Source organism: Sphingobium sp. S6, from assembly GCF_905120495.1.
In the GTDB taxonomy this organism is placed as follows: domain Bacteria; phylum Pseudomonadota; class Alphaproteobacteria; order Sphingomonadales; family Sphingomonadaceae; genus Sphingobium; species Sphingobium agri.
Genome location: NZ_CAJHOG010000003.1, coordinates 43,535 through 67,788, shown reverse-complemented (window position 1 = coordinate 67,788; position 24,254 = coordinate 43,535). Strand labels below are relative to the sequence as shown.

General features: G+C 63.3%; 27 protein-coding genes. 11 read left to right on the top strand and 16 right to left on the bottom strand.

The window, feature by feature from the left end; translation table 11 throughout:
• Nucleotides 1-30: 30 nt before the first annotated feature.
• A complete protein-coding gene (locus SPHS8_RS11045) occupies nucleotides 31-1,269 on the bottom strand; it encodes a phospholipase D-like domain-containing protein (protein WP_201515574.1) in 1,239 nt (412 codons plus the stop codon).
• 87 nt (nucleotides 1,270-1,356) lie between these two features.
• Between SPHS8_RS11045 and rpoZ the strand changes: the two genes are divergently transcribed.
• A complete protein-coding gene (rpoZ, locus tag SPHS8_RS11040; protein WP_066526813.1) occupies nucleotides 1,357-1,701 on the top strand; it encodes a DNA-directed RNA polymerase subunit omega in 345 nt (114 codons plus the stop codon).
• A 362-nt stretch (nucleotides 1,702-2,063) separates the two neighbouring features.
• Here rpoZ and SPHS8_RS11035 read toward each other — a convergent pair whose 3' ends face one another.
• On the bottom strand, nucleotides 2,064-2,510 hold the full coding sequence (locus SPHS8_RS11035; protein ID WP_201515911.1) for a hypothetical protein: 447 nt from the start codon (nucleotides 2,508-2,510) through the stop codon (nucleotides 2,064-2,066).
• 140 nt (nucleotides 2,511-2,650) lie between these two features.
• On the opposite strand from SPHS8_RS11035, the gene SPHS8_RS11030 reads away from it, so the two are divergent.
• The gene (locus SPHS8_RS11030; protein WP_201515573.1) at nucleotides 2,651-3,322 is read left to right on the top strand and encodes a spermidine synthase; all 672 of its coding nucleotides are present in this window, start codon (nucleotides 2,651-2,653) and stop codon (nucleotides 3,320-3,322) included.
• A gap of 270 nt (nucleotides 3,323-3,592) precedes the next feature.
• Here the strand turns inward: SPHS8_RS11030 and ung are convergent, their stop codons facing one another.
• Nucleotides 3,593-4,285, bottom strand: coding sequence for a uracil-DNA glycosylase (gene ung, locus SPHS8_RS11025; protein ID WP_097092303.1), 693 nt, complete (start codon nucleotides 4,283-4,285; stop codon nucleotides 3,593-3,595).
• Nucleotides 4,286-4,369: 84 nt separating this feature from the next.
• Here ung and SPHS8_RS11020 point away from each other — a divergent pair, with 84 nt between their 5' ends.
• The 3 genes from SPHS8_RS11020 (at nucleotide 4,370) to SPHS8_RS11010 (ending at nucleotide 6,894) form a co-directional block, all read left to right on the top strand.
• A complete protein-coding gene (locus SPHS8_RS11020) occupies nucleotides 4,370-5,341 on the top strand; it encodes a serine hydrolase (protein ID WP_201515572.1) in 972 nt (323 codons plus the stop codon).
• Between the two features lie 62 nt (nucleotides 5,342-5,403).
• The gene (locus tag SPHS8_RS11015) at nucleotides 5,404-5,790 is read left to right on the top strand and encodes a DUF962 domain-containing protein (protein ID WP_201515571.1); all 387 of its coding nucleotides are present in this window, start codon (nucleotides 5,404-5,406) and stop codon (nucleotides 5,788-5,790) included.
• 36 nt (nucleotides 5,791-5,826) lie between these two features.
• Nucleotides 5,827-6,894 (top strand): GNAT family N-acetyltransferase, encoded by a 1,068-nt coding sequence (locus SPHS8_RS11010; protein WP_201515570.1) that lies wholly within the window; start codon nucleotides 5,827-5,829, stop codon nucleotides 6,892-6,894.
• Here the strand turns inward: SPHS8_RS11010 and SPHS8_RS11005 are convergent.
• Together SPHS8_RS11005 and SPHS8_RS11000 are read right to left on the bottom strand one after the other, a co-directional pair.
• Complete coding sequence (locus SPHS8_RS11005) at nucleotides 6,872-7,732, bottom strand: cupin-like domain-containing protein (protein WP_201515569.1); 861 nt, start codon at nucleotides 7,730-7,732, stop codon at nucleotides 6,872-6,874. The two genes, SPHS8_RS11010 and SPHS8_RS11005, sit on opposite strands and share 23 nt — an antisense overlap.
• Nucleotides 7,729-8,859 (bottom strand): GNAT family N-acetyltransferase, encoded by a 1,131-nt coding sequence (locus tag SPHS8_RS11000; protein WP_201515568.1) that lies wholly within the window; start codon nucleotides 8,857-8,859, stop codon nucleotides 7,729-7,731. The genes SPHS8_RS11005 and SPHS8_RS11000 overlap by 4 nt, the downstream gene beginning before the upstream one ends.
• 191 nt (nucleotides 8,860-9,050) lie before the next feature.
• Between SPHS8_RS11000 and SPHS8_RS10995 the strand changes: the two genes are divergently transcribed.
• The 4 genes from SPHS8_RS10995 (at nucleotide 9,051) to SPHS8_RS10980 (ending at nucleotide 12,744) form a co-directional block, all read left to right on the top strand.
• Nucleotides 9,051-10,049, top strand: a complete 999-nt coding sequence (locus SPHS8_RS10995) for an NAD-dependent epimerase/dehydratase family protein (protein ID WP_201515567.1) — start codon at nucleotides 9,051-9,053, stop codon at nucleotides 10,047-10,049.
• 289 nt (nucleotides 10,050-10,338) lie between these two features.
• Nucleotides 10,339-11,346: a KpsF/GutQ family sugar-phosphate isomerase gene (locus tag SPHS8_RS10990; protein ID WP_097092889.1), complete on the top strand. Its 1,008-nt coding sequence runs from the start codon at nucleotides 10,339-10,341 to the stop codon at nucleotides 11,344-11,346.
• 8 nt (nucleotides 11,347-11,354) lie between these two features.
• Nucleotides 11,355-12,149: a 3-deoxy-manno-octulosonate cytidylyltransferase gene (gene kdsB / locus SPHS8_RS10985; RefSeq protein ID WP_443018580.1), complete on the top strand. Its 795-nt coding sequence runs from the start codon at nucleotides 11,355-11,357 to the stop codon at nucleotides 12,147-12,149.
• Nucleotides 12,150-12,153: 4 nt separating this feature from the next.
• A complete protein-coding gene (locus SPHS8_RS10980) occupies nucleotides 12,154-12,744 on the top strand; it encodes a histidine phosphatase family protein (RefSeq protein WP_201515566.1) in 591 nt (196 codons plus the stop codon).
• A 154-nt stretch (nucleotides 12,745-12,898) separates the two neighbouring features.
• Here SPHS8_RS10980 and SPHS8_RS10975 read toward each other — a convergent pair whose 3' ends face one another.
• The 4 genes from SPHS8_RS10975 to SPHS8_RS10960 all read right to left on the bottom strand — a co-directional run bounded on the left by SPHS8_RS10975 (nucleotide 12,899) and on the right by SPHS8_RS10960 (nucleotide 15,684).
• Nucleotides 12,899-13,573 (bottom strand): hypothetical protein, encoded by a 675-nt coding sequence (locus SPHS8_RS10975; protein ID WP_236575138.1) that lies wholly within the window; start codon nucleotides 13,571-13,573, stop codon nucleotides 12,899-12,901.
• 285 nt (nucleotides 13,574-13,858) lie between these two features.
• Nucleotides 13,859-14,401, bottom strand: coding sequence for an LptA/OstA family protein (locus SPHS8_RS10970; RefSeq protein ID WP_097092294.1), 543 nt, complete (start codon nucleotides 14,399-14,401; stop codon nucleotides 13,859-13,861).
• A gap of 2 nt (nucleotides 14,402-14,403) precedes the next feature.
• A complete protein-coding gene (locus tag SPHS8_RS10965; RefSeq protein ID WP_201515564.1) occupies nucleotides 14,404-15,048 on the bottom strand; it encodes an LPS export ABC transporter periplasmic protein LptC in 645 nt (214 codons plus the stop codon).
• 18 nt (nucleotides 15,049-15,066) lie between these two features.
• Entirely contained in the window at nucleotides 15,067-15,684 is a 618-nt protein-coding gene (locus tag SPHS8_RS10960; protein WP_201515563.1) for a ribonuclease D, read from the bottom strand.
• Between the two features lie 238 nt (nucleotides 15,685-15,922).
• On the opposite strand from SPHS8_RS10960, the gene SPHS8_RS20630 reads away from it, so the two are divergent.
• Complete coding sequence (locus SPHS8_RS20630; protein WP_201515562.1) at nucleotides 15,923-16,738, top strand: cold-shock protein; 816 nt, start codon at nucleotides 15,923-15,925, stop codon at nucleotides 16,736-16,738.
• A gap of 283 nt (nucleotides 16,739-17,021) precedes the next feature.
• On the top strand, nucleotides 17,022-18,608 hold the full coding sequence (locus tag SPHS8_RS10950) for a DUF262 domain-containing protein (RefSeq protein WP_201515561.1): 1,587 nt from the start codon (nucleotides 17,022-17,024) through the stop codon (nucleotides 18,606-18,608).
• A 129-nt stretch (nucleotides 18,609-18,737) separates the two neighbouring features.
• On the opposite strand, the gene SPHS8_RS10945 is transcribed toward SPHS8_RS10950, so the two are convergent.
• From SPHS8_RS10945 to SPHS8_RS10915, 7 genes are all read right to left on the bottom strand, one after another.
• The gene (locus SPHS8_RS10945) at nucleotides 18,738-18,893 is read right to left on the bottom strand and encodes a hypothetical protein (protein WP_201515560.1); all 156 of its coding nucleotides are present in this window, start codon (nucleotides 18,891-18,893) and stop codon (nucleotides 18,738-18,740) included.
• Nucleotides 18,890-19,132 (bottom strand): hypothetical protein, encoded by a 243-nt coding sequence (locus tag SPHS8_RS10940; RefSeq protein ID WP_097092289.1) that lies wholly within the window; start codon nucleotides 19,130-19,132, stop codon nucleotides 18,890-18,892. Before SPHS8_RS10940 ends, SPHS8_RS10945 begins: the two co-directional genes overlap by 4 nt.
• Entirely contained in the window at nucleotides 19,129-19,344 is a 216-nt protein-coding gene (locus tag SPHS8_RS10935) for a hypothetical protein (RefSeq protein WP_201515559.1), read from the bottom strand. Before SPHS8_RS10935 ends, SPHS8_RS10940 begins: the two co-directional genes overlap by 4 nt.
• Before the next feature lie 173 nt (nucleotides 19,345-19,517).
• A complete protein-coding gene (locus SPHS8_RS10930; RefSeq protein WP_201515558.1) occupies nucleotides 19,518-20,441 on the bottom strand; it encodes a class I SAM-dependent methyltransferase in 924 nt (307 codons plus the stop codon).
• Nucleotides 20,442-20,631: 190 nt separating this feature from the next.
• The gene (locus SPHS8_RS10925) at nucleotides 20,632-21,951 is read right to left on the bottom strand and encodes a cell wall hydrolase (RefSeq protein WP_201515557.1); all 1,320 of its coding nucleotides are present in this window, start codon (nucleotides 21,949-21,951) and stop codon (nucleotides 20,632-20,634) included.
• An 18-nt stretch (nucleotides 21,952-21,969) separates the two neighbouring features.
• Entirely contained in the window at nucleotides 21,970-22,899 is a 930-nt protein-coding gene (cysK, locus tag SPHS8_RS10920) for a cysteine synthase A (RefSeq protein ID WP_201515556.1), read from the bottom strand.
• Nucleotides 22,896-24,200: an MFS transporter gene (locus SPHS8_RS10915; RefSeq protein ID WP_201515555.1), complete on the bottom strand. Its 1,305-nt coding sequence runs from the start codon at nucleotides 24,198-24,200 to the stop codon at nucleotides 22,896-22,898. Before SPHS8_RS10915 ends, cysK begins: the two co-directional genes overlap by 4 nt.
• Between the last annotated feature and the right edge of the window lie 54 nt (nucleotides 24,201-24,254).

The following is a 24,254-nucleotide window of genomic DNA, read 5'->3' as shown; positions in this document are numbered from 1 at the left end:
CGGGATTGGGGCGGACGGATGGCTCGCCGGTCAGTCCGCATCGGGATTGCGGAAGTTCAGCCGCCGGGTCACGGTGTAATCCAGCACCCCGACCAGGAAATAGCTGATCCATTGCTTCACCAGGGTCAGCACGCCGCGCTGGGCCTTGTATCGCTCCAGCGTGATCTGCCGACTTTCCTCGGCTCGGCGGCTGATGAACGCCCTTGCTTCGTCAGCCAGCGCCTTGTCCTCTATCCGCAGCATGATCTCGAGGTTCAGGAAAAGGCTGCGCATGTCGAAATTGGCTGAGCCGATGAAGACGGCGTCATCGATGACGATCAGCTTCATGTGCAGCTTGCACTTCTGATACTCCCATATCTCAACGCCGCGTCGCAGCAGCGGTCCGTACAGCAGCCGCGCTGCCGCCACCGTCGCGCCATTGTCGGACCGGGACGGCAGGATCAGCCGCGCGCCCTCCCGCCGCGCCGCGCGCGCGATGCGCTTCAGCATGCCGCGCCCCGGCGAGAAATAGGCGGCCACCATGTCCACCCGCCGCGCATGTTCCAGGTCATGCTTCACCACCTGCGCCCAGGGGCTTAGCCGCCGGGTCGGCCCGCCGATCAGCCATCGCATCGGCTCATCGGCGCCATGGTTAAGCGGCGGGTGCCAATGGCGCACCATGCGCCGCAATGTGCGGAAACGCTGATGCCTGGTCGATACCCAGCGCCACAATTGCCCATACCAGTTGGTCATCGCCGCGACCTGAGGTCCGTCGATCAGAAGGCCGAGGTCGACCCAGGCATCATCCTCCGGCAATCCGAAATAGGCGTCCTCCACGTTGAAGCCGCCCAGCAGCAGCCGCCGGTCGTCCGCGATGGTCATCTTCTGATGGTTGCGGATCAGATAGCGGGTCGAACGGCGCGCCCCGAATCGGCCAAACCGACCTCCTGCGCTGATCAGGGGAGCAAAGAAGGCGACGGGCGTGTCGGCCGATCCGAACGCGTCGATCATCAGCGTCACCGCGACGCCCCGTCCTCGAGCAGCGATCAGCCGGTCCAGCACCATCCGCCCGCTCTGGTCGTCGGCGAAGATATAATAATAGAGCTTCAGGCTTTCCCGCGCGCCATCGATCAGGGTGATCAGGGCCTCGCGCAAGGCTGGCCCATTCTCTATCACGCCCAGCCGATGGCCCCGGATCGAAAGGTTGATTCCGGCTTCGCCGCTCTTTTCTGGGGGCTGCCGGTTCGTCGCCATATCCCGTTCATGCCCCCAATTGCCGTGACGCGCCATGGATTTATGGGCTTTTCATTGACTCCTCCGCCGCCCACTGATAGGCGCGGACCTCATAATTTCCATCCTTTTGCCAGGAGCGCCCGTTTGGCCCGCGTTACCGTCGAAGATTGCGTCGACAAGGTTACCAACCGTTTTGACCTTGTCCTGCTTGCGGCGCAGCGCGCCCGTGAAATTTCCGGTGGCGCCGAACTGACGCTTGACCGCGACCGCGATAAAAACCCGGTCGTCGCCCTGCGCGAGATCGCTGAAGAAACCGTTCTCCCGGCGGATCTGCATGATTCGCTCGTCGGTTCGCTGCAGAAGGTGCAGATCGACGACGACGATACGCCGGACGAAATCGGATCGATCGCCCAGTCGGCAGAGGCCCTGCGCCTCACCGCCGCAGCCCCGCCGCGCAACCAGAATGTCGGCGGCGACTACGACGGCTGATCCGTCTATCGGTTTGGAGAGGGAATGAGGCTCGGCTTGCGCAAGCAGGACCGGGCCTCGATCCGTTTTGGGGGGCGTCGTGCCAGCGAAAGCTGGCATCTCATGCCATATGCGTGGCCCAACCTCACGAGATCCCAGCTTCCGCTGGGATGACGAGAATTGTTTATCCCCTTTTCCCTTCAGGGGTCGGCCAGAGGCATGTGACTCTGGCGGAGGTGCCAAGCGAAGCAAAGGCGAGAATGCCATCCCCTCTCTCCTTCAGGGGAGAGGGTGCCGAGCGAAGCGACGGCGGGAGAGGGGACCGTAAACAGGCAACCCTTGCTCCCCTCTCCTCTGAAGGCGAGAGGGAACATCTCACTCCCTCAATTCCCCAAACAGAAATCCCGCAAAGCCCGCGCATCATGCAGCGCATTATGCGGAATCCTGCTATTCGCCGCCGCGCTGAATCCCGCTGCATTGACCAACTGCAATTGCAACCCATTCATGTCGACCATCTGCCCCGGCCCAATCACCAGCAGTGCGCAGAAATGGGCCAGGTCCTCCGGCCAGTCGGCGACGATCACCGGGTCGGAATCGCCCGCCAGATAATCCGCCAGATGATGCGCCGCCTCGACGCGGCTCAATTCCATGTCGATACCCGGAGGAACGTGGCGCAGATAGGGGATGACGTTGCGCTGGACCCAGCCATGCGGCTCCTCATCCAAGGGCAGCGAGACGTAAAATTCATCGTCGCCAAATTCCGGCACCAGCGCCACGCTGATCAGCGCGCCTGCAAATCCGTTGAACTCAGTATCGAGGAAATAGCGCATGGACGAACGGACTGCCTGCTGGAAGAGGAGGGGAGGGGGCTGCCCGCGACATAGGGGCAGGGCGTCACTTGCGCCAGCCTTGAAGATTTGCGTCGCGTGGAGCAAGCTGCCATGCGGGGCGCCCATATAAGGACCTGCCAGTGACCCCTCGCATACTCATCGACACCGCCGCCGTGCCGGGCGGACAGGAATTGAAGCTCTATCGGCGGGGCAGCGATCACATGATCGTGCTCGACCGGAACGAGCTGATGAGCAGCCGCATGAGCGGTTCGGAAAAAGCGCTTGCCGTCATGTCGCTTGAGCGGCTGAGGGGGCGAAAGGCGCCGCATCTGCTGATCGGCGGCTACGGCATGGGCTTCACCCTGCGCGCGGCGCTGGCGGGCATGGGGCAGGACGGCCGCGCCACGGTCGTCGAACTGGTGCCCGAGATCATTGCCTGGGCGCGGGGTCCGATGGCGGAACTGGCGGCCGGTTGCCTCGATGACCCGCGCGTCACCCTGATCGAAGGCGATGTCGCGGCGGAGATCGCAGTGAGCCGACAAGCCTACGACGCGATCCTCCTTGACGTGGACAACGGCCCCGACGGCCTTACCGCTCCCGCCAACGACCGGCTCTATTCGTCGGCTGGCCTTGCCACCGCCAAGGCAGCGCTGAAGCCGGGCGGCATCCTTGCCATCTGGTCCGCCGCCCCCGACGCGGCCTTCACCCGCCGCCTGCGCGACGCTGGCTTTCAGGTCGATGAGGTGGCGGTCAAGGCCCGCGACAACGGCAAAGGCCCCCGCCACGTCATCTGGTTCGCCCAGAAGCGGTAATGAATGCCAGCCTCCTTCTCCCGCTGGCGTGAGAAGGAGGCGCAGCCTTGCCAGCTCGCTGGCTAGGCGAAATTGGATGAGGGCGGCCACCCAACCTTGACCCTCCCACCGCTGTCGCGGCGGGCCCCTCCCTCTCCCGTAAACGGGCGAGGGCTAGAAGTGCCCATCTCATCCCGTCATCCCAGCGAAAGCTGGAATCTCATGCCGCCGGGCTGAACGCCATCGACACAGACGCCAGCCTCCGCTGGCATGACGACAAATCGCGCCCGATCAAACTCCACATTCCGGCAAAGCCCAATCAATCCCCCCACGCCCCTTCGCTTCCAGGAACGCGTTCGCCTGCGAGAAATGGCGGCACCCCAAAAACCCATTATGCGCCGACAGCGGCGAAGGATGCGCCGCCTTCAAAACCAGATGCCGCGTCTGATCCACAAAGGCCGCCTTGCGCTGTGCATAGGCGCCCCACAGCAGGAACACGACCGGTTCCTCCTGGCCATTGACCAGCCGGATGATGGCATCGGTAAATTCCTCCCAACCGCGCTTCTGATGTGACGCGGCGCGGCCCATTTCGACCGACAACACGCTGTTCAGCAGCAGCACGCCCTGCCGCGCCCAATGTTCCAGGAACCCATGGCGCGGCGGATCGATGCCAAGGTCGCTCTTAAGCTCCTTGTAGATATTGACCAGCGACGGCGGCGTCCGCACCCCCGGCCGTACGCTGAAGCACAGCCCATGCGCCTGCCCTTCGCCATGATAGGGGTCCTGCCCCAATATGACCGCCTTCACATTGCCGAGCGGCGTCAGGTCGAGCGCGCGGAAATATTCGCTGCCTTTGGGAAAGATGCGCTTTCCCTGCCGCTTTTCCTCTTCCAGGAATGTTTTCAGCGCCTGCATATAGGGGCGGTCGAACTCCTCGCGCAGCGGCGCGCGCCAGCTTTCGTCGAGCTTGATCGTTGCGGTCATGCCCGCGTGATGACCTGCCCGGCAACAGCCTGTCAACCGCACGGCAGTCTTGCTCCGCGTCCGCAAATGAGGGAAAGGGCAATCATGCCGCGCCTTTCCTTCACCACCGCCCTCGTGGCGGGCCTTGGCCTGTTTCTCGCGCCCCTGCCAACCGCTGACGCCTTCGGTCCTCAGCCCAATGTGGTGCATCAAACGGCGCAATCGCGCCTGCTCGGCGAGTTCTCCCGTTTCGCAAGCCTCAGCGACGGCACCGTCGGCATAGCCGTGCGCGATCTGCGCAGCGGCGAGACGCTGGAACTGAATGGCGACACGCTTTTCCCGATGGCCAGCACCTACAAGGTCGCGGTGGCGGGGAAGATCTTGTCGCTCGCCGATGCGGGCATGCTGCGCTTCGATGAGAAGCTGCCACGGCTCGGCACGGCGATGCCGGTCACGGCCTTGCTCGACCTGATGCTCACCCGCAGCGACAATGAAGCGACCGATGCGCTCGTCGCCCGCGCGGGCGGGCCGCAGGCGGTGAATGGCTGGCTCCAGTCGCTCGGCATCCGTGGCCAGCGGGTGGACAGCAACACCGCCCAACTTCTCGCCCGCGCGAAGGTGGGAGCAGGCGGGGCAGGGGATGAGGCCGAAACCCCCATTTCGGCGCGGGCGCGCGATGCGATGGACATGCCCAACATCGCCTTCGCCGCCGATCCGCGCGATACGTCGACGCCCCGCGCGATGAACGACCTCCTATCGACCATCCAGCATGGGAAGGCGTTGAAGAGGGACAGCACGGCCATGCTGCTCGGCATCATGGCGCGTTGCAAGACGGGCAAGGCGCGCCTCGTCGGCATGCTCCCGCCCGGCACGCCGGTCGCGCACAAGACGGGCACGCTCAACGGCCTGGGCAATGACACGGGCATCATCACCCTGCCCGATGGCCGTCCGATCGCCATCTCGGTTTTCGTCATGAAGGATCATCGCGGCCATGCCGTACGCGACCGCATCATGGCTGAAGTGGCCCGTGCGGCTTACGACTATTTCCTCTTTGCCCCTGAATCGCACACGGTCTGACGCATCTCGCTTAACTTGAAGCAACCTTATCTTTAGCTGTCGGCCGCGGAAGGGGCCATGGCATGAGCGATATCGCAATGTTCAGCGAGTTCTGGCCATATTATCTTCAGGAACATGCGCGTCCTGGGACGCGAGCCTTGCATTATGCGGGGACGAGCGCCGTCATCCTGCTGCTGGCCGCCATGCCGCTGACCGGCCGCTGGTGGCTGCTTCCAGCACTGCCCGTTGCGGGCTACGGCTTCGCTTGGGCGGCGCATGCCCTGATCGAGCGCAACAGGCCCGCCACCTTTCGCCATCCGCTCTGGTCCCTGCGCGCCGATTTCCGCATGTGGTTCCGCTTTCTCACAGGACGCATGCGCCGTGATCTCGCCCATGCAGGCGTGCGCCCGGATGGATCGATCGACCCGGCCAAGCGCCTCACCCTTCTAGGCGTCTCTCCGCGCCATTGACTTGACCGCCCTTGCAGCTCTGTCACAAGGGCGGCGATGGCTCTTTCCGCCCACTTCTCCCCCTTGCCCGATCTCGCCGCGCTCGCTCCCCGCTGGCAGGCGCTTGAGGCGGCATCGGACGCCTCCTTCTTCCTCGGCTGGACCTGGACCAGCAGCTGGCTCGAAAGCTACGGCGTCCGCCCCGACCTGCTGTGCGTCACCGATGAGGGGGGCAGGGACATCGCGCTCGCACTCACCGGCCATGCACTGCAGCCGCGCCTGCTCGGCCGCTGCGCCACCCTCTCTCTCAACCAGTCGGGCGATCCGGCCGCCGATCGGCCCTATGTCGAATATAATGGCCTGCTCGCTCGGCGCGGTGCGGAGACGCAGTCGGCCCAAGCGTTCCACGCCGCTCTCCAGCGCCGCACCGACTGGCGCGCCCTTCGCCTCAGCGGCATTGCCCCCGGCTCACCCTTGCTCAGCCTGCCCATTCGCCGCGCCACCCGCGTCGACAGTTCGCCCGTCTACCAGATTGATCTCGCCGCCGTCCGCGCCGCGAATAGCGGCTATCTCTCGCTCCTCAGCGCCAACACCCGCAGCCAGATTCGCCGCGCGATGAAGGATCATGGCGGCCTGCCCACCGTCACCGCCGCCGCCCCAGACGAAGCCGCCACATGGCTGGATGACATGCGCGCCTTGAACGACGGCCGCCACGCGGACAATGCCTGGGCAGACCCAGCCTTCCGTCGCTTCCTCCTGACCCTCACGCAAAAGGGCATTTTAACCGGCGAGGTCGAACTGCTCCGCTTCAGCGACGAAGGCGGCGCCGTCGGCTTCCTGGTCAATTTCATCCATCGCGGCCAGGCGATGAATTATCAGTCCGCCTTTGCCGCCCCGCGCACGGCCAAGGACAAGCCTGGCCTGCTCTGCCACTCCGCCGCCGTCGCCCATTATGCGGGCAAGGGCCTCAGCCTCTATTCGCTCCTCGCAGGCAAGGACCGTTACAAGCAAAGCCTCGCCACCCGCGAAGAGGCGCTGGAATGGTGGATATTGGAACGCTTCTCACCTGCCCTTGAAGCCGAAGCGCTGCTCCGCCGGGTGCTTAAACGCCCAGCTTCCGCATGATCCGATAGGCGATCCGCCGCGCGCCCTGCCGCTCCGGCGCAGTGCCGATCCGCCCCACCGGCAATCCCCGCCGCCGCAGCAGCGCGTTCAGCCCGTGAAGCTCGCTCTCGGCAACGCTCCGCTCAGACCGCCAGGTCACCGACAGGCTGACCGACACGCCTGCGCCATTTTCCACGAAATGCGGCGCCTTCACCGGCACATGGATCGCGTCGCCGGGTAGCAGTCTCACTGCCGTCCCCCGCCCACGAAAATGCTCCTGCCAATGAAGGTTGCGATGCCCGCCCGCATGAAAAGCCTCGCTCTGCATCGCAGGCACCAACTCCTCGTCCCCCGCCGGAAAGACGGTCATGACCTTCTCGCCCATGATCTGGAGCAGGATATTATGCTCCGGGTCCATGTGGAACGGCGTCACGCTGCCCGGCGATGACAGGAATATGAAGGCTTCCCGATTCAGCATCGCCCCCGTCCGCGCATCAACGATCGGCGCGAGCTCCGCCAGCGCCGCGTCCAGCAGAGCGCCATAGGCCGCATCCCGCTCGACATTCTTCAAGACCGCCCAGCTGCCATTGCTTTCGATCGTCCGGATCGTCTCGCCCAGGCTGAGCCCATTGGCAGGCGTATCCTCCGGCCGGACGCCCAGCGGCAGCTTGCCCAGATTATATTCGACCGACGCCGCCGGCATCCGCTCGGCAAGCCCCGCCAGCGCCTCGATCGCCAGCAGCGGATGCCCGGCAAGCCCATGATGCAGCTTCACCGGCGCATCCGGATAGGCTCCCGCGAATATCCGCTGCGCGTCCTCATCGAAAATCTGCGCGCTGATGGCTGAGTGACGGGTCATCCCTGTCCTTTCATATGGCTCGCAATCGCCTCTATGCCATTGGCGATCGCGAAGGCCGCCGCGCGCCCCATCCGGCCGACGCCACGGCCATGCAGCGCCACGCGATATTGCACGATCGTCCGCCGCTCGGCCCACAGGCTGTCGATCATCGGATGGTCGGGCGCAGCGCAGCTGTCCATCCAGCCGATCGCCGGATCGCCTTGCACCGCATGCAGGTTCGCCAGCTCGATCAGCACGCCAGGCGAAAAGCGGCCCATTTCCTCGTCAAAGGCGATCTTGAAGGAAAAGGCGCCATCGCCGTGACGGAAATTCGCCAGCATCGCGATCGGCCGTCCATCAAGGTCGATGCGCAGGAAATGCAGCAGCCCCGCGTCGAAAGCCGCCGCGCAGGCCGCCCGGAAAAAGGCTGCGTCGCGTGGTGAGCAGGCAAGCGCCGACCCTTCGCGCCCCTTCCATCCCGAAGCCTCCAGCGCCAGGAAATCGGCGCACCAGTGCGGCAGTTCGGCCCTGTCCACCAACAGACGCTGCTCCACCGCGCCAACGTCTGCCAGCCGTTTCTGCAGCCGCCTGATCTCCTTGCGCTTCTTCGCGCGCACGTGACTTTCCCAATAGGCGTCTGCATCCAGATCGGACCGGAGCATGGCGCGGTCATAGCGATGCACCTCGCGCCGTCCACGCCGCTGCTCGACGCACAAGGCCTCCAGCGCCGCCGCATTGGCGCCCGCCGCATCCAGTCCCCGAAGGTACAGGAATCCCGCCGCCCAATGTGCATCATCCAACTGCGTGAGCAACCCGCGCCAGGCCGCCATCTCCGCACCCCGCCGGATCAGCGGCGCGCCAAAGAAACAATGCTCATGCATCCAGTTGGTGACGCAGGAAAGCGGCAGGCGGCCGTGGCGGGCAGCCACCGTCACCGGCAACAATCCGATCAGTTCCCCTCCCGCCTGCGCCTCGATGATGCGCACGCCTGGCGTCCCCGCCAGATGATCCAGCGCGGCGCACAGCATGTCGGGCGCGTAAAAGGCGTTGGCTTCCGCCGCCTCCGCCGCCAATGCGGTCCAGCGCGCGCGCTGGGCTGGGCCATAGGCACGGGTGCCGCTGGGCAGGGGATGCGATGCCATGTCCATGACACAAGCGCATAATCTTCAATGATTAGGGAAAGACTAAACTGCCTCATTTGGGGCAGCAGGCCGCCTCTTTGGGGGAAAGCCCTTTACATCGCCCGCCGGATTGTCTGTTTACAGGCGGCTAACCTTCGACGGCTGAAAGACAATCCCATGGCGACCTCCTCAATCCAGTCACGCTCCATGGTGGCCGCATGACCATCCTCGTCACGGGGGCCGCGGGCTTCATCGGCATGGCCGTCGCTGATCAGCTTCTTGCCGCCGGACGGGCGGTGATCGGCATCGACAATATGAACGACTATTATCAGGTCTCGTTGAAGCGCGACCGGATCGCCGCGCTGCAACAGCGGCATGGCAAGCTGTTCACCTTCGCCGAACTCGACTTTGCCGATCTGGATGCGCTGAACCGCGCGCTTGCCGATCAGACGGTGGAGGCGATCATCCATCTGGGCGCGCAGGCGGGGGTTCGCTATTCGCTCATCAACCCGCATGCCTATGTGCGCTCCAACCTTGCCGGTCATGTGAACATGCTGGAACTGGCGCGCGAAAGGCGGGTGCGGCACCTCGTCTATGCGTCCTCCTCGTCCGTCTATGGCGGCAATGACAGCCTGCCCTTCCGCGTCGAGGACCGCGCCGATCATCCCGTATCGCTCTATGCCGCCACCAAGCGCGCCGACGAATTGATGAGCGAGACCTACGCCCACCTCTTCCGCATACCGATGACCGGCCTGCGCTTCTTCACCGTCTATGGCCCCTGGGGGCGGCCTGACATGGCGATGTGGATCTTCACGAAGAAGATCCTCGCGGGCGATCCCATCCCGGTCTTCAATCACGGCCGCATGCAGCGCGACTTTACCTATATCGACGATATCGTCAGCGGCGTGATCGGCTGCCTCGACCATGCCCCGGTCGACGACGGCGCTCCCAAGGCAGGGGGCAGCCGTTCGCCCCATCGGCTCTACAATATCGGCAACAACCGGCCCGAAGAATTGATGCACCTCATCTCGGTGCTGGAACAGGCGATCGGGCGCAAGGCGGAGATCGATTTCCAGCCCATGCAACCCGGCGATGTTGCCGCGACCTTTGCCGACATCAGCGCGATCGCGGAGGATATCGGCTTTGCGCCGACGACCGGCATAGAAGTGGGCGTGCCGCGCTTCGTGTCCTGGTATCGCGACTATCACGCAAGCTGAAGCGGGCGAAAATTCGCCGCAATACGCGCGGCCTGGCGTAAAGTTCCAGCTACCTACAAAGAAGCATCGATTTGTGCCGCATGTGGCAATAAAGGCGCGCAAATTTTCGCACCTGTTGGCAAATTAAATTGCCATTCAGCTGTCAACTATCCTATCTGCTTCGCCGGGCCGGCTTGCAGCCGGATGGGTCGCTAATGAATTGGAGGGCAGTACGCTGATAGGGCGGCTGCTGCCATGCTGCACGGATCAGGAAAACCTGGCTGGACGTCATGGAAAAAAGGGCGAACTTGTGTCGACAGTAACGAAAATTGTGCCTTTTGGTTCTGGCAGCCGGATTGTGGAAACAGCCTGCAGGACCTTGTCTGTCGCGTCCCATGGCTTGAACGCGCTGGAAGCGAAGTTCGCCGACCGGGATTTTTCCGCGATATTCCTCCGCGTCGTCAGCATGATCATGAGCGTGCGGGGCCGCCTGATCGTCACCGGCATGGGCAAGAGCGGGATCGTCGCGCGCAAGATGACCGCGACCTTGACTTCCACGGGCACGCCCGCGCTGTTCATGCACCCGGCCGACGCGGGCCATGGCGACCTTGGCATGGTGACGCCTGACGACATCGTGCTCATGCTGTCTCACTCGGGCGAATCCAGCGAACTCGGCCCCATCATCCAGTACTGCAAGCGCTTCGGCATACCTCTGCTTGGCCTCACCGCACGTGCGCAAAGCACCGTCGCGACGGCATCGGACGTGTGCGTGCTCCTGCCTGCCGTGCGCGAAGCTTGCCCCAACGAACTGGCGCCCACGACCTCCACCACGGTCCAGATGGCGTTCGGTGATGCGCTGGCCATCGCGCTCATGGAAATGCGCGGTTTCTCCGCCGACGACTTCCACAAATTCCATCCTAATGGCCGTCTTGGCGCGCAACTGCTGAAGGTACGGGACCTCATGGCCTCCGGCGACAATGTGCCCCGTGTGCCCGAAGACGCCTCGCTGCTCGACGCCACCATCGAAATGACCCGCGCGCGTCTTGGCGGCACGGCGATCGTCAACAGCAGCGGCGAACTGATCGGCGCTTTCACCGATGGTGATCTGCGGCGCACGCTCACCGGTACGCGGCAACTGACCGAAGCGGTCGGCCAGTTCATGACCGTGCCGCCGCTGTCGGTCGGTCCCGACGAACTGGCATCCGAAGCGCTGCGGCTCATGCACATGCACAACATCACCCTGCTCTTCGTCTGCGAAGGCGGGCGGTTGATGGGTGCGGTCCATATGCACGACTTGTTGCACGCCGGGGTCGCCTGAACAGCCTCATCGTCATTCCGGCGCGGGCGGGATCGTCCCGTTTACCGCGCAAGCCCCTGCGCCTGATCGCCGGTCGCACGCTGCTGCACCGGACCATCGCCATGGCCCGCGCCGCCATCGCGGGCGCTGCGGACGCTGAGCTGGTCGTGGCGACCGACGACAGCGAAATCGCCGATCACGCCAATGCTGTTGGCTGTGCCGCAGCCATGACGGAGAGCGCCATCGCGACCGGCTCCGGCCGAGCGCTCGCCGCCGCGCTCCAGCGTCCGGAATCCCCGCATTTTGTCGTCAATCTGCAGGGCGATTCCCCCTTCCAGCCACAAGGGGCGCTGCGCGCCGTCATCGCCGCCCTTCATTCGGGCGCTGAAGTCGCGACCCCCGTCATCGCCCTCGACTGGAGCGCGCTCGACGCGCTCCGCGATCACAAGCTGCGCTCGCCGTTCAGCGGCACCACCTGCGCCCGCGCTCCCGATGGCCGCGCGCTCTGGTTCTCGAAGACCATCATCCCCGCCATCCGCGATGAGCAGGCGCTGCGCGTCACCCAGCGGCTCTCCCCGGTCTGGCGCCATGTCGGCCTCTATGGCTACACATTGGACGCGCTCACCCGTTTCGAGGCTGCGTCCCCCACCGCGCTTGAGCAGCTGGAGGGGCTGGAGCAGCTTCGCCTCCTAGAACTCGGCATCCCGGTCACCACCGTCGCTATCGATCCGCCGATCTTCGACAGTTCCGGCATCGACACCGAAGCCGACATCCAGCGCGTAGAGGCCCTCATCGCCACCTATGGCGACCCTACGCCACTCTGACCCCATGCGGCGCATCTTCATTATTCGCCATGGCAACACCTTCGAAAGCAGCGCCGCCGCCTGCCGCATCGGCGCGCGCACCGACCTGCCGCTCGTCGAAAGCGGCCGCGCCCAGGCCGACCGCCTCGGCCAATGGTTCGCCGCGCAAGGCCTCGCCTCGTCCCGCATCCAGAGCGGCCCGCTCAGCCGCGCCCGCGAGACCGCAAGCCGCATCGCCGCCGCTCTCGACCAGCCCGTAACCGGCACGCTCTCCTGGCTCGACGAAATCGACCATGGCCCGGACGAAGGCCGCCCGGAAGCTGAAGTCCTTGCCCGCATCGGCGCGCAGGCGCTTGGCGCATGGGACGAGCAGGCCCTTCCGCCCCCTGGATGGATCGTCAACGCGCCCTCCCGCATCGCCGCCTGGCAAAGCTATTTCGCGCAAGGGGGGGAGGGGACGGACCTTCTCGTCACCAGCAACGGCGCGGCCCGCTTCGCCCTGATCGCGCTCGGCCTCTCACCCGCGTCGCTCAAGCTGCGCACGGGGGCCTTCGGCGAACTCACCATCGCTGCGGACGGCAAGGTCATGCTGCGAAATTGGGATCGACGGCCCTGAGGGCTAGAGCATCGTGCGCAAAAGTGGGAACCGGTTTTGCGCCTAAAACGAGGCGATAATAAAAAACTAGAGCGCGCGACCTGCGTCCGATTAAACGCAGCGCGCTCTAGCTGAAAGCGCCTTGGCTTCAGGGGAGGGGACCCCCGATTGCTCCTCATCCCACCGGTGCCGCGCTCGCTGTTATGGGTTGCAGCACGGCCGGCTTCGCCTCGGGCGCCGCGGCAGGCTTGTCCGGCACCGCCTCCGGAGCCGCAGCCTGTGCCTTCAGGCTCGCCGCGGCGTTTTGCAACGCCACTGCCGCCGCCTCCAGCGCCGCCGCTGCGGACCTGGACTGGCCGACCGTCGCCTCTGCGGTGACGGCCATCCCCGCAGCCGTGACTGCCTCATGCGGCGCATTGACCTGTGTCACCCCGCCGATCCCCGTTGCTGGAGCCGTCGTCACCACCGGAGCCGACGCCGCCGGAGCAGCCGCCGTCACCACCGGTTGCGCCTCGCACACCGCGTCGATGCCCATCGCGCTTTCGGAAAAGTTCGTCGCCAGTTGCGGCAGTTCCTTATCCTGCGCCTCGGTCGCCAGCGTCAGCAGCGTCTCGATCGTCTGGCAATAGCTCCCCGCCTGCGCCATTCCAGAATGGCCGTTGCCCAGCTTCGTGTTGAACTGTTCATACACCCGCTGCCCTTCGGCGATGCCATTGACCCGCATGAACCGTGTCTTGAGCACATTATTGTAACTGCTCAGCAGCCCGATTTTCTTGTCGACGAAGGCGGAATATTTCGCCTCGATCTCCTTGTTCACCGCCTTGCATCGCAAAGCCCCCAGCATCAGCATCACGTGCAGATCCCGGACTTTCGCCGCTTCGATTTCATAGGGTTGCCAGCACTGATTTGGACCGGAGGCGGCTAGCTGACCGGAAGAAAGCGCAACAAAACAACAGGCAGCTGTCGCCGCCATCAGCAAGCGTGACATGATGGACCTCGCAGAATCGAGAGACGACCCCGCTACATCCATTGTAGCATTTTGCCTTCAAAATGCCATATTTATTGATGCAGCCGTGCAGCTTCCCGCGCGGAAACCCACGCCTCCAACCCTTCGCAAAGATTTTCGAAAAAAGGCTCAGTTGTTCCGCTGCGGCACGGTAAAGGTGCCCGACACACGGCCTCCCGATCCGCCCGATACACCCGGAGCGCCGCCAGAGGACCGCCCGTCCACGGTCGACCGCCCGCTCGTCAGATCGATCACCAGCCGCCCGCCCGACAAGCGATTGCTGCCCTGCGTCAGCGTCACATTGCCCAGCATCGTGATCAGGCGGCTGTTAAGGTCGTAGATCGCCACATTGCCGCGCGCCGTCTCATTGCCCTTGGTCACGACGACATTGCCCGAAGCATCGATCCGATCGACCTCCACGCCGCTGCCCGCGCCGTTGCGATAGGCCACCGTCATCCGCGCGGCGTTCAGCTTCATGCCCGCCTGCGTCACTTCGACATTGCCGGACACGACCACCCGGTCGGCGCGGTCCTGCACTTCGATCCGGTCTGCGGTGAAGTTGACCGGCGCGTTGCTGTCATGATTCTTCAGCACCTGCGCCCCGGCGCCAGCAAAGACCATCGCCGCGCAAAGGGCGCCAGCGCTCGACAGCAGGATCAGCGATCTCTTCATCACTACCGCCCTTTGATGCCATTTTGTTCGATGCGCAAGCTCGCCCTGCCATTCAGCGTCACCGTGCGAGCGGCCAGGTCCGCTTCCAGATGGTCGCCGCTGAACGTGCCGATCGGTATCCGCCCGTCCACGCGGCCCGCGCTGCGCATGCGCCGGGTCTTGAGGTCGATGCCCACGTCCCGCGTCGTCAGCCTGTATCCGCCCGCCGCTTCGAACTGCACCGGCCCGTCCACCGCGACGCGCTCCTTCTCCATGTCGTAGCGCCCCTTGCGCGCGTTCAGCACGGCGGGCCCTTCGGACAGCAGCACGCGCGCCGACATGTCATTGAGGTCCACGATCGGCTCGCGCGAGCTTTTCTGCACCGCGCTGCCCGCCCGCAGGGAAAAGGGCTGCCCCTTGCTGTCCTCGCCACGATACAGCGCCTCGCTCACCCGCATGCGCTCCTTCGCCACCTCAACCTTGTTCTTGTCGAGCACGAAGCTCACCTTGTCGCCGCCGGTAAAGGGCGCCATCACCAGCAAGGCCGCCAGCACGCCGACGAACACCGGCAACCAGTTCTTCAGCCGCGCGACCAGCCTGTCATGGCTGCCGCCCGGCCGCGCCCAATCGCGCCTGGCATGACGTTGCTGATCGGCCTGTATGGACATGGAAAAGCGTTACGTCCCTCACATATGCGCGAAGATGTCGATCTCCGGCCATCCCGCCAGGTCGAGCTCCGCCCGGTGAGGAAGGAAATCGAAACAGGCCTGCGCCAGTTCCATCCGCCCTTCGCGGATCAGCCGCTTGTCGAGTTCGGCCTTCAGCGCGTGCAGGTAGCGCACGTCCGACGCCGCATAATCTTTCTGCGCGTCGGACAGGGTGGGCGCGCCCCAGTCGCTCGACTGCTGCTGCTTGCTGATTTCCTGCCCCAGCATTTCGCGCACCAGTTCCTTCAATCCGTGCCGGTCCGTATAGGTGCGGATCAGCCGCGACGCGATCTTGGTGCAATAAACGGGCGCTGCCACTACGCCCAGATAGTGGCGGATCGCCGCGATGTCGAACCGCCCGAAATGATAGAGCTTCAACCGCGCCCGGTCCGCCAGCACCGCGCGCAGGTTGGGCGCGGCATAATCGCTGCCGGGCATGAAGCGCACCAGATGCTCGTCGCCCTGTCCATCGCTGATCTGAACGACGCATAAGCGGTCGCGCGGCGTGATGAGGCCCATGGTTTCGGTATCGACGGCGACAGGGCCGGGGGCGAGGACGTCTGCGGGCAGGTCCTCTTCATGAAAGTGAACGGTCATTCGACCCCTCTATGGCGAAAGCGGCGGCAACTCAATCGACCCTTTTGGCCGTGAACGAAAAGCCTCATTACGGGGCAATCCCGAATTGTGGCGGCAATCGGGCTAAAATCATTCGCGCATGGCTGAAAAGTTGATATAGTGATTCTCAAACCCGCATATCTGCGGTGGATTCTTCATGTCATTCGCCCGGCATGTTTATCCGGTATAGTCTGGGCGAAGCGAAAGTGACCAACAGGGCATGAGTTTTGATAGAGGTCGCCGCGGCGGGCGCGGCAAGGATAAGCGCGACGGTTTCGGCGACGACAATTTTTACGGCGGCGGTAATGATCGTGGCGGTTTCGGCGGTGGTTTTGATCGCGGCGGTTTCGGTGGCGATCGCGGTGGTTTCGGCGGCGGTGACCGCTTCGGCGGCGGCGGTGGCGGCGGTGGTTTCCGCAGCGGCGGCGGCGGCTTTGGCGGCGGTGGTGGTGGCGGCTTCGGCGGCGGCCGTGGCGGCGGCATGCCCGCGCAGGTCGTTGGCGAAGGCACCGGCGTAGTCAAATTCTTCAACGGTCAAAAGGGCTTCGGCTTCATCGTCCGTGATGACGGCGGCGAAGACGTGTTCGTCCACATCAGCGCCGTTGAGCAGGCGGGCCTCACGGGCCTTGCCGAAGGTCAGCAGCTGGGCTTCACCCTGGTTGATCGCGGCGGCAAGGTGTCGGCGACCGATCTCAAGATCGAAGGCGAACCGCTCCCCGTTCAGGAACGTGCGCCCCGCGAACCCCGCGCAGGCGGCTTCGGCGGTGATCGTGGCGGCTTCGGCGGCGGCGATCGTGGCCCGCAGCGCCAGCTGACCGGCGAACGCGCCAGCGGCACGGTCAAGTTCTTCAACGCCATGAAGGGCTTCGGCTTCATCCAGCGCGACGACGGCCAGCCCGACGCATTCGTGCACATCAGCGCCGTCGAACGCGCAGGCATGTCCGCCCTCAACGAAGGCGACCGCCTGGACTTCGAACTCGAAGTAGACCGCCGCGGCAAGCACGCAGCCGTCAATCTTCAGCCCAAGGGCGACTGATAAAAAGCCCTGCCCGCATCAGCGGAGAGGATAGAAAGGGGTCGCCTGCCCGGCGGCCCCTTTTTTGTTGGGGAGGTTCAGTTAAGGCTGCCTTGTGCCACGTGTTGGGCACTCATTCGGCAAAATACTTTCAGCGGCCCAGCCATCCGATCAAGCCCATAAAAGGAAACTGCGCGCAGAAGGGGGGGTGTGCCTGTAGCATGGCCGGTTCGCTATGCCTCTTCTCCCTGTGACGCCGCTCAGCTATGACTAGCCCTTTGGAGGCAGGTAAGAATTGCGAGCGATGGCCAAGATAACAAACTTCGTGAATTTGGATGCGCTCATTAAGCGGGCAGACATGGCCGAAACTGGCGAGCCCGGAGAAGATATAACTTCTATGCCTGTTACTGGGCTAGAATTGAGGGGTTGGCTTTATCCCGCGTTACGTAAGCCTGACTTTCAGCGCGAAACATCCAATTGGTCAGCAGAACAGGTTGCTGATCTCATATCGACATTCCTCCGGCGCGAATTGATTCCCTCTGTTATCTTATGGCGGAGTGGGCAGGATGTATTTGTAATCGACGGCGCGCATAGATTGAGTGCTCTGATCGCATGGGTTCATGACGATTACGGTGACGGTGCAGTAAGTCAAAAATTCTTTCAAAACTCTATTCCAGAGCAGCAAGTTGACGCCGCGCAGCGCGCTAGGGAGATTGTCAATGCAACCATTGGATCATACAGAGAACACAAAGATGCAAACGAAAGGCCTGATAGAGCGCGTCCCGAAGTTCTAGAGCGTGCTCAGCGGTTAGGATGGCAGAACATCGACGTTCAGTGGATCAGGAACGCCGACCACGGTAAAGCCGAGAAATCATTCTTCCGTATAAATCAGGGTGGGACTAAAATTGACGCCACTGAGCAACGTATTCTTTTGGCTCGGACAAGTGCTACCGCTCTCGCGTCGAGGTCAATTCTTCGTGGTGGAACCGGCCATAGCTACTGGGCAAAGTTTGGAGCAGACACTCAGCGCCAAATAGAAGATCTTGGTGGTGAGATCCATCGACTTCTATTCGAACCGACCTTGATGCTCCCGATCCGGACTCTTGATCTGCCCATGGCTGGTCATGGTTATGGCTCGCATGTCCTGCCCTTTGTTTTCGATCTTGTGAATATTACCAATAAGGTTCAAGTTTCAGACTCGAGTAACAAGAGGGTAAAAGAATCAGAAGAAGGGTTCTTATTGGATGACGATGGAAGTAGAACTATAACTTATCTAACAGATGTTAGAAGAATCCTATACCGCTTGTGTTCTAACCATGCTTCATCCCTGGGCCTTCATCCTGTTTTATATTTCTATAGTCGAAATGGTACATTCCAGCCATCGGCTCTACTGAGCTTCGTAATTCTTATGAGGGATTGGGACACAAGTGACTTCTTGGGATTTACAGACGTTCGGGCCTCTTTTGAGACCTTTCTGCTCTCGAATCGCAGTATGACAGAAGCGATAAGGCAGCTTGGTACCGGCAACCGGAGTCGTCCGAGGATAATAAGTCTTTATCGGACGATCATTTCTAAACTTAGAGAGGGAAAGTCTCCAGAAGAGATAGCAGATGACTTAAGAAATAACAGAGATTTTGCATTTTTGATTGAACCCTCGGATGAGCCACCAATGCTCGCCTTGGAGGGAGGGTCATTTACGCGAGAAACGAAGGGGGCAGCGTTCCTCGCGGATGCACTTCCATCTGCCCCAAAGTGCCCAACCTGCGCAGGGCTTATGCATCGCAACGGCATGCAGGTTGGGCATAAGCACGCAAAGCGCGACGGCGGCAGCGCCGACCTGTCAAACGCGATGATGCAGCACCCTTTTTGTAATAGCACTGTGAGCAACTAGCTCGAGAGGTGAACGCTTATCTTGCTAGCTGCCGGTCCGAAAGGGCCGAAAGCCAGCCTCCCGCGCGTCGAGGTGATAGTCGACAGTCTGAAAAAGGCGAGCCGAGCCTTTCGCGCCATCTACGATCGTCTAAGCCAACCGCTCCCGCTCAAGCACCCCGATGATCTTCCCATAAGCACGGGCCAGATCATCATGCTTCAGCCGCGCTTCCCTGCACGTCGCAACGGCTGCGCTTTGCAGAGCCAGCAGTTGCTGGCTCCGCAGATGATCGACCCGCTTCCTCATCGCGTCCGGTAGGAAGGCGGCGGCTGCCGGGATACATGGGCGGGGGAGCGTTTGACGTCGCCGGAGATCATCTGCTTCTTCATCAGGACGCGCACCTGATCCGCTTCCCGACCGTCGAGCAGCACCACTCTGGAGCCGCCCGACAGCAGCGGCTCTATCGTCGATATGCGGAAATCATGGGTCCGGCACAGCCGCTCGACCTCGGCCACCGATGCCGTCAGGTTGACGACCCGGCTCATGAATGCCGCCCTTCGCCGCCGAAGGGATAGGGGGCAAAGGCGGCCCCGCTCCTGACCGCGCCCGACCTGTAGGGGTGGTGATGCTCGCGGATGCGGCGGCCATAGCCCCGCGCACGCGCGCGATGCGCGGCCCGTGATGTGGCGCATATCGAATGTTGCTCCTTGAGGAGCTCCATCTGTTCGCATTTCAGCAGATAATTGAGGTCTTCCATAGAGCATGCTCCGGCTGGCAAGCGGGAGCACAAGGGACTCTCGGTCGAGGCGAAGGCTTGCGGGCTGTTTTCGCTCGATGCCGCCTTCTAGCACAGCCCCGTCATTCTGTCGCACGAATTCGGGACGGGCGGGCATCCTGCCGGATCGGCCCGTCGCCGCCCCCGCGCTCCCGCTACTGCGCCCCCCGGTAAAAGCGCACAATATCCCTGGGACCCAAACTCTCCTGGCTCTTGCGCCCAAGAAAATAGGTGCCCGAAGCCGTGTCCAGCGAATCCCGGTCGCCGATCAGCCGGTCGGCATAGTGCAGCCAGAAAAAGGCGAGCTTGGCGATCTTGCCCGCCGTGCGGGACCGGAACAGCGCGCGCACGAAATAGTCGATCGACCATAGCAGCTGGGTGCCGGGCCCGCCTGATGTGCCCGCGTCGATCATCGCAAACCGCCTGAACAGGTAGCGATGGCCGCTGTCGGTGAAGCGGGTGAAGTCATAGGGCCCCTCATGCACCTGTTGCAGGAAGGGGGTTTCGGCATAGACGATGCCGTCATCGGCCAGCACGCGCCAGATCTCTCGGACCACCTGTTCGGGCTGAAGCACATGCTCCAGCACCGCCTGCACCAGCACCGCGTCGACTGACCCGTCGGGTAGCGGGATATTATGCGCGTCCGCGACGAAATCGACCCGGTCGGACAGGTAGATGTCGAACGCGATGATCTCCACATCGGGCGCCGCGTACAGCGCCTCCGTCCCCTGTCCGCGCGTGCCTCCGCCGATTACCAGCACCTTGGGCCGCTTCCGGTCCGCCAGCAGCGCCACCAGCCTTTTGATATTCTCGCGCGTCGATTTCTTTTCCGGCGACACCAGCCGTTTCGCGAAGGCCGTGAGCCCCTGATGGGGGGAGCGTTTGACCGGGCTGCTCGTCTTGCTGTTCTGCGGGTAATGGTCGATCACCGATCGTTCGATGTCGATCAGGAAAGGGGTGCCCTCGATGGTCGGATAGCGGCACGCCCCATCGGGCGAGGCGAGCCATCCGTCCCCCTGCGGCTCCAGCGGCTGCCCCGTCCGGGGGCAACGCAGCAACGGCTGGACTTCCTGTTTCATGGCGCGCCCCTCAAGGTCCAGATGGATAAGCGCGCTATACCAAACTACGCGCTCCTCCTGTGCGGCCCCTCAGGGGATAGCCCGTCAATTGAGGGGCTATCCGAAAGGAGAGGGGGATGGGGGTGAGGGTCATCCGGGCAGCAAAAATAGGAAAAATAGGAAAAATAGGAAATCGCCGGCGGAATCTCTTTTAATTCGCCATTTCATTCATGACCTTATTCGGCGGCGCAATCGTCACCGTCTCAAACCGCTCCTTCTTCCGCACGCCCTCCAGCGGCGCCGGCGGGACTTTCACCTGCTCCACCGGCACCCGCTGCCGCATGCATTCCCCCCGGTTCTCCCGCGGCGTTTGCCCGCAATTCCACAACGCCCGCTGCAATCCAGTCGTCGCATTGTGAATATAGGCAAAGCTCATATTCTCCAGCTGATCGCCCGACAGCGGAAAGCCCGGCGGCGCAATCCCCGCCCGCCACGCCATGATCCGGCATTCCAGCCGCCCCGCGCAAAAAGTCTGCGCCATCACCGGCCAGCTATCGGCGGCCGTCGCCTTGCCCAATTCCACCAGAAAGGCTCTCGCTCCCGGCGCGATGGCGATCAGCCTCACTCCGCCCATGATCTGACCGACCGAACCCGCGCCAATCGCCTCCTGCGGTTTGGCCGTCAAAGCCGCCAGCTCGGATCCGCCCGGCACCAGAATGCCGGGCAGTTCGCTGCCTCCCTCCCGATGCGCGATCGACAGGCGAGCGATCCGCCCGATCACCGGCTCCACGCTATCCCGCCCCAACCGGAAAGCAGGCGGCGTCCCCCACCAGCCCCGCCAGCGGAAGAAGAGGTGCGTTCCCACCGCCGTGATCTTGTCCAGGCTGCTGCTCCAATAGGGCACAACCCAATCGGTATGATAATGGGTTGCATAGCCGACCGGCTTGAACACCTTGCCAGCGAGCGCCGCCCTGGCAATTTCCCGCGCCCGCTCCCAAGCGGCAGGGCTCGGCGTGCGCGCCAGAGCGCCGTCGCAAGTGAAGGTGAACTGACAGCCGGTGGATCGCTCCTGCCCCTGAAAAACGACGCCGCAGACGGTTTTCGGAAAAGCGGGATGGCGCACGCGGTTCAGCACCACCTGCGCCACCGCGCGCTCACCCACGGCATCATCTCCAGCCTCGTAAAGCTGCGCGGCCGCCAGACAGTCGATCGCCCGCGCCAGATCGCTTTCCGATCCATTGAACAGGAAAGGCCGCGCAGCCGGATTTGGCAAATGCGAAAATGGCACGGCCGCGTTGAATGCCTGCGCTTGATCACGATCCAGTTGGTAAAGCTCCACAGGCTGCACCACCGGAGCGGCCGTCGCTGGTTGCTTCAGCCTCGCTCGCTGCACCAGCGCCACCCGCGCGGCTTCGGCCGCAGGCGCGCGCGCCTCCCACCGCGCCACCAGCGCGGGGAGGCCAGCGAACAGCAGAAGCCAGATCAGCCACATCGCCCGATGCGGCTGGCTGCCGGTGGTAGCGTCAATCATCCTGTGTCCAGCGCTGACCTATTCGGGCAGGAAATCAGGCACCGACAGATAGCGCTCGCCGGTGTCATAATTGAAGCCCAGAACGCGGCTGCCGGGGGCAAGTTCCTTCAGCTTCTGCGCGATGGCGGCGAGGGTCGCGCCGGACGAAATGCCTACAAGCATGCCTTCCTCACGCGCGGCACGGCGGGCATATTCCTTGGCATCGGCCGGATCGACCTGAATCACGCCGTCCAGCAATTGCGTGTGCAGGTTCGCGGGGATAAAGCCAGCGCCGATGCCCTGGATCGGATGGGGGCCGGGCTGTCCACCGCTGATGACGGGGGATAGGGTCGGTTCGACCGCATACACCTTCAGACTGGGCCAAAGCTTCTTAAGCACCTCGGCAACGCCGGTGATATGACCGCCTGTGCCGACGCCGGTGATCAATATGTCAAGCGGGCTGTCTGCAAAGTCGGCCGCAATTTCCTGAGCCGTCGTACGAACATGCACGTCGATATTGGCGCTGTTCTCAAATTGCTGCGGCATCCACGATCCGGGTGTCTGCTCGATCAACTCGAGGGCGCGCTCGATCGCGCCCTTCATGCCCTTTTCGCGCGGCGTGAGGTCGAAGGAGGCGCCATAAGCCAGCATCAGCCGGCGCCGCTCCACCGACATGCTTTCCGGCATGACGAGGATCAGTTTGTAGCCCTTAACGGCCGCGACCATGGCCAGGCCCACGCCGGTGTTGCCGGACGTCGGCTCGATAATGGTGCCGCCGGGCTTCAGGTCGCCTGACGCTTCGGCAGCCTCGATCATGGCGAGCGCGATACGGTCCTTGATCGACCCGCCCGGATTCGCACGTTCCGACTTGATCCAGACCTCTACCCTTTCAGGCGCGTCGGCGAACAGGCGGCTTACCCGGATATGCGGCGTGTTGCCGATAGTTTCGAGAATATTGGCAGCTTTCATTTGGCCTTCTCCTGGCTGATGTCGGCCTCCCGTAAGTCGGGTGGGTCAAAGGTACGTGCAAGGCGCAACTCGGGAAAAAGCCGCGCCCAGACGAGGGTGATCACGATCGCGCCGATGCCGCCGCCGATCACCGCGGCGACAGGCCCCACCAGCGCGGCGAGGAAACCGGACTCTGCTTCACCCAATTCATTGGATGCTGAAATGGTAAGTTGGGAAAGGCTGGACACCCGGCCGCGCATGGCATCGGGCGTGTGAAGCTGGATCAGCGACTGGCGGACATAGACGGACACCATGTCCGCAGCGCCCAGCAGCACCAATGCGCCGATGCCGATCTCCATCGCGATGTTACGTGGGATGAAGGCGGTAGCACCGAACAGGATGGTTGAGAGCCCGAATATGATGACGGCCGCGAGCATCTTCAGCCCAACGTCCGATCGCATCGGACGGAAGGAAAAGAAGAGCGCGACGATACCCGCGCCAATGGCTGGCGATGCGGCGAGGTGCCCGAGCCCCGCCGATCCGACTTTCAGGATATCGCGGGCGTAGATTGGCAGCAGAGCCGTTGCTCCTGCCAGAAGGACCGCGAAAAGATCGAGCGTGATGGTAGCAAGGACGAGCCGGTTCGAACGCACATAGGTCAGTCCGTCCAGCATCTGCCGGACAGGATGCCGGCTTGTGTCGCGCGGCGGCTGCTTGACCGGACCGATCAGCAACATGCCGCCTAGTGCGACCGCGAACAGGCCGGACGCCAGAGCATAAGCGCCCCATGCCGTCATCGCATAGACATAGCCCCCCAATGCCGGGCCAATGATCATGCCTGCCTGCCAGGCGACGCTGGACAAGGCGATCGCGTTTGGCAGCACGTCGCGCGGCACCAGATTGGGCGCCAGTGCGCTGTAGGCCGGCCCATTGAACGCCCGCGCGATACCCACAATGGCGGCGATCCCGAAGATCAGCGGCAGGCTTACCCATCCTTCATAGGTCGCAAACGCCAGCAGCGCGGATGCCACCATCAGCATGGCCAATGTCAGCCGAGCGATATTGCGCCGGTCGAAATGATCGGCGACCCAACCCGTCAAGGGAGTGAGAAAGAACAGGGGCACGAACTGCGCCAAACCGATGAGGCCCAGCTGAGCCGCGGCGCCCGACGTGCTCATGCTCTCCCGGGCGACATTGTAAGCTTGCCAGCCCAGGACAGTCATCATGCCATATTGAGCGAGCACGCCCGCAAGCCGCCCCAGCAGATAGCCACGGAAGTCGCCGAAGTGCAGCGGATGGCGGGAGTCGGTTGGCGCCTTCATGAGATTTTCTTACTGCCTGCGCCGTGATACGCAATTGCGCGGGTAGAGAATGGC

What these genes read in the sequence shown, in the direction of transcription:
- SPHS8_RS11000 (WP_201515568.1), bottom strand. Translation starts at nt 8,859, where the DNA reads ATGGACATGGCATCGCATCCCCTGCCCAGCGGCACCCGTGCCTATGGC.
- SPHS8_RS10950 (WP_201515561.1), top strand. Translation starts at nt 17,022, where the DNA reads ATGGCCAAGATAACAAACTTCGTGAATTTGGATGCGCTCATTAAGCGG.
- SPHS8_RS10970 (WP_097092294.1), bottom strand. Translation starts at nt 14,401, where the DNA reads ATGAAGAGATCGCTGATCCTGCTGTCGAGCGCTGGCGCCCTTTGCGCG.
- SPHS8_RS10935 (WP_201515559.1), bottom strand. Translation starts at nt 19,344, where the DNA reads ATGGAAGACCTCAATTATCTGCTGAAATGCGAACAGATGGAGCTCCTC.
- SPHS8_RS10915 (WP_201515555.1), bottom strand. Translation starts at nt 24,200, where the DNA reads ATGAAGGCGCCAACCGACTCCCGCCATCCGCTGCACTTCGGCGACTTC.
- ung (WP_097092303.1), bottom strand. Translation starts at nt 4,285, where the DNA reads ATGACCGCAACGATCAAGCTCGACGAAAGCTGGCGCGCGCCGCTGCGC.
- SPHS8_RS10965 (WP_201515564.1), bottom strand. Translation starts at nt 15,048, where the DNA reads ATGTCCATACAGGCCGATCAGCAACGTCATGCCAGGCGCGATTGGGCG.
- SPHS8_RS10925 (WP_201515557.1), bottom strand. Translation starts at nt 21,951, where the DNA reads ATGATTGACGCTACCACCGGCAGCCAGCCGCATCGGGCGATGTGGCTG.
- SPHS8_RS11010 (WP_201515570.1), top strand. Translation starts at nt 5,827, where the DNA reads ATGGCTCTTTCCGCCCACTTCTCCCCCTTGCCCGATCTCGCCGCGCTC.
- SPHS8_RS10940 (WP_097092289.1), bottom strand. Translation starts at nt 19,132, where the DNA reads ATGAGCCGGGTCGTCAACCTGACGGCATCGGTGGCCGAGGTCGAGCGG.
- SPHS8_RS11015 (WP_201515571.1), top strand. Translation starts at nt 5,404, where the DNA reads ATGAGCGATATCGCAATGTTCAGCGAGTTCTGGCCATATTATCTTCAG.
- SPHS8_RS11035 (WP_201515911.1), bottom strand. Translation starts at nt 2,510, where the DNA reads ATGCGCTATTTCCTCGATACTGAGTTCAACGGATTTGCAGGCGCGCTG.
- SPHS8_RS10980 (WP_201515566.1), top strand. Translation starts at nt 12,154, where the DNA reads ATGCGGCGCATCTTCATTATTCGCCATGGCAACACCTTCGAAAGCAGC.
- SPHS8_RS10945 (WP_201515560.1), bottom strand. Translation starts at nt 18,893, where the DNA reads ATGAGGAAGCGGGTCGATCATCTGCGGAGCCAGCAACTGCTGGCTCTG.
- SPHS8_RS20630 (WP_201515562.1), top strand. Translation starts at nt 15,923, where the DNA reads ATGAGTTTTGATAGAGGTCGCCGCGGCGGGCGCGGCAAGGATAAGCGC.
- cysK (WP_201515556.1), bottom strand. Translation starts at nt 22,899, where the DNA reads ATGAAAGCTGCCAATATTCTCGAAACTATCGGCAACACGCCGCATATC.
- SPHS8_RS10975 (WP_236575138.1), bottom strand. Translation starts at nt 13,573, where the DNA reads ATGCTGATGCTGGGGGCTTTGCGATGCAAGGCGGTGAACAAGGAGATC.
- SPHS8_RS11020 (WP_201515572.1), top strand. Translation starts at nt 4,370, where the DNA reads ATGCCGCGCCTTTCCTTCACCACCGCCCTCGTGGCGGGCCTTGGCCTG.
- SPHS8_RS11005 (WP_201515569.1), bottom strand. Translation starts at nt 7,732, where the DNA reads ATGACCCGTCACTCAGCCATCAGCGCGCAGATTTTCGATGAGGACGCG.
- SPHS8_RS10960 (WP_201515563.1), bottom strand. Translation starts at nt 15,684, where the DNA reads ATGACCGTTCACTTTCATGAAGAGGACCTGCCCGCAGACGTCCTCGCC.
- SPHS8_RS11045 (WP_201515574.1), bottom strand. Translation starts at nt 1,269, where the DNA reads ATGGCGCGTCACGGCAATTGGGGGCATGAACGGGATATGGCGACGAAC.
- SPHS8_RS10930 (WP_201515558.1), bottom strand. Translation starts at nt 20,441, where the DNA reads ATGAAACAGGAAGTCCAGCCGTTGCTGCGTTGCCCCCGGACGGGGCAG.
- SPHS8_RS10995 (WP_201515567.1), top strand. Translation starts at nt 9,051, where the DNA reads ATGACCATCCTCGTCACGGGGGCCGCGGGCTTCATCGGCATGGCCGTC.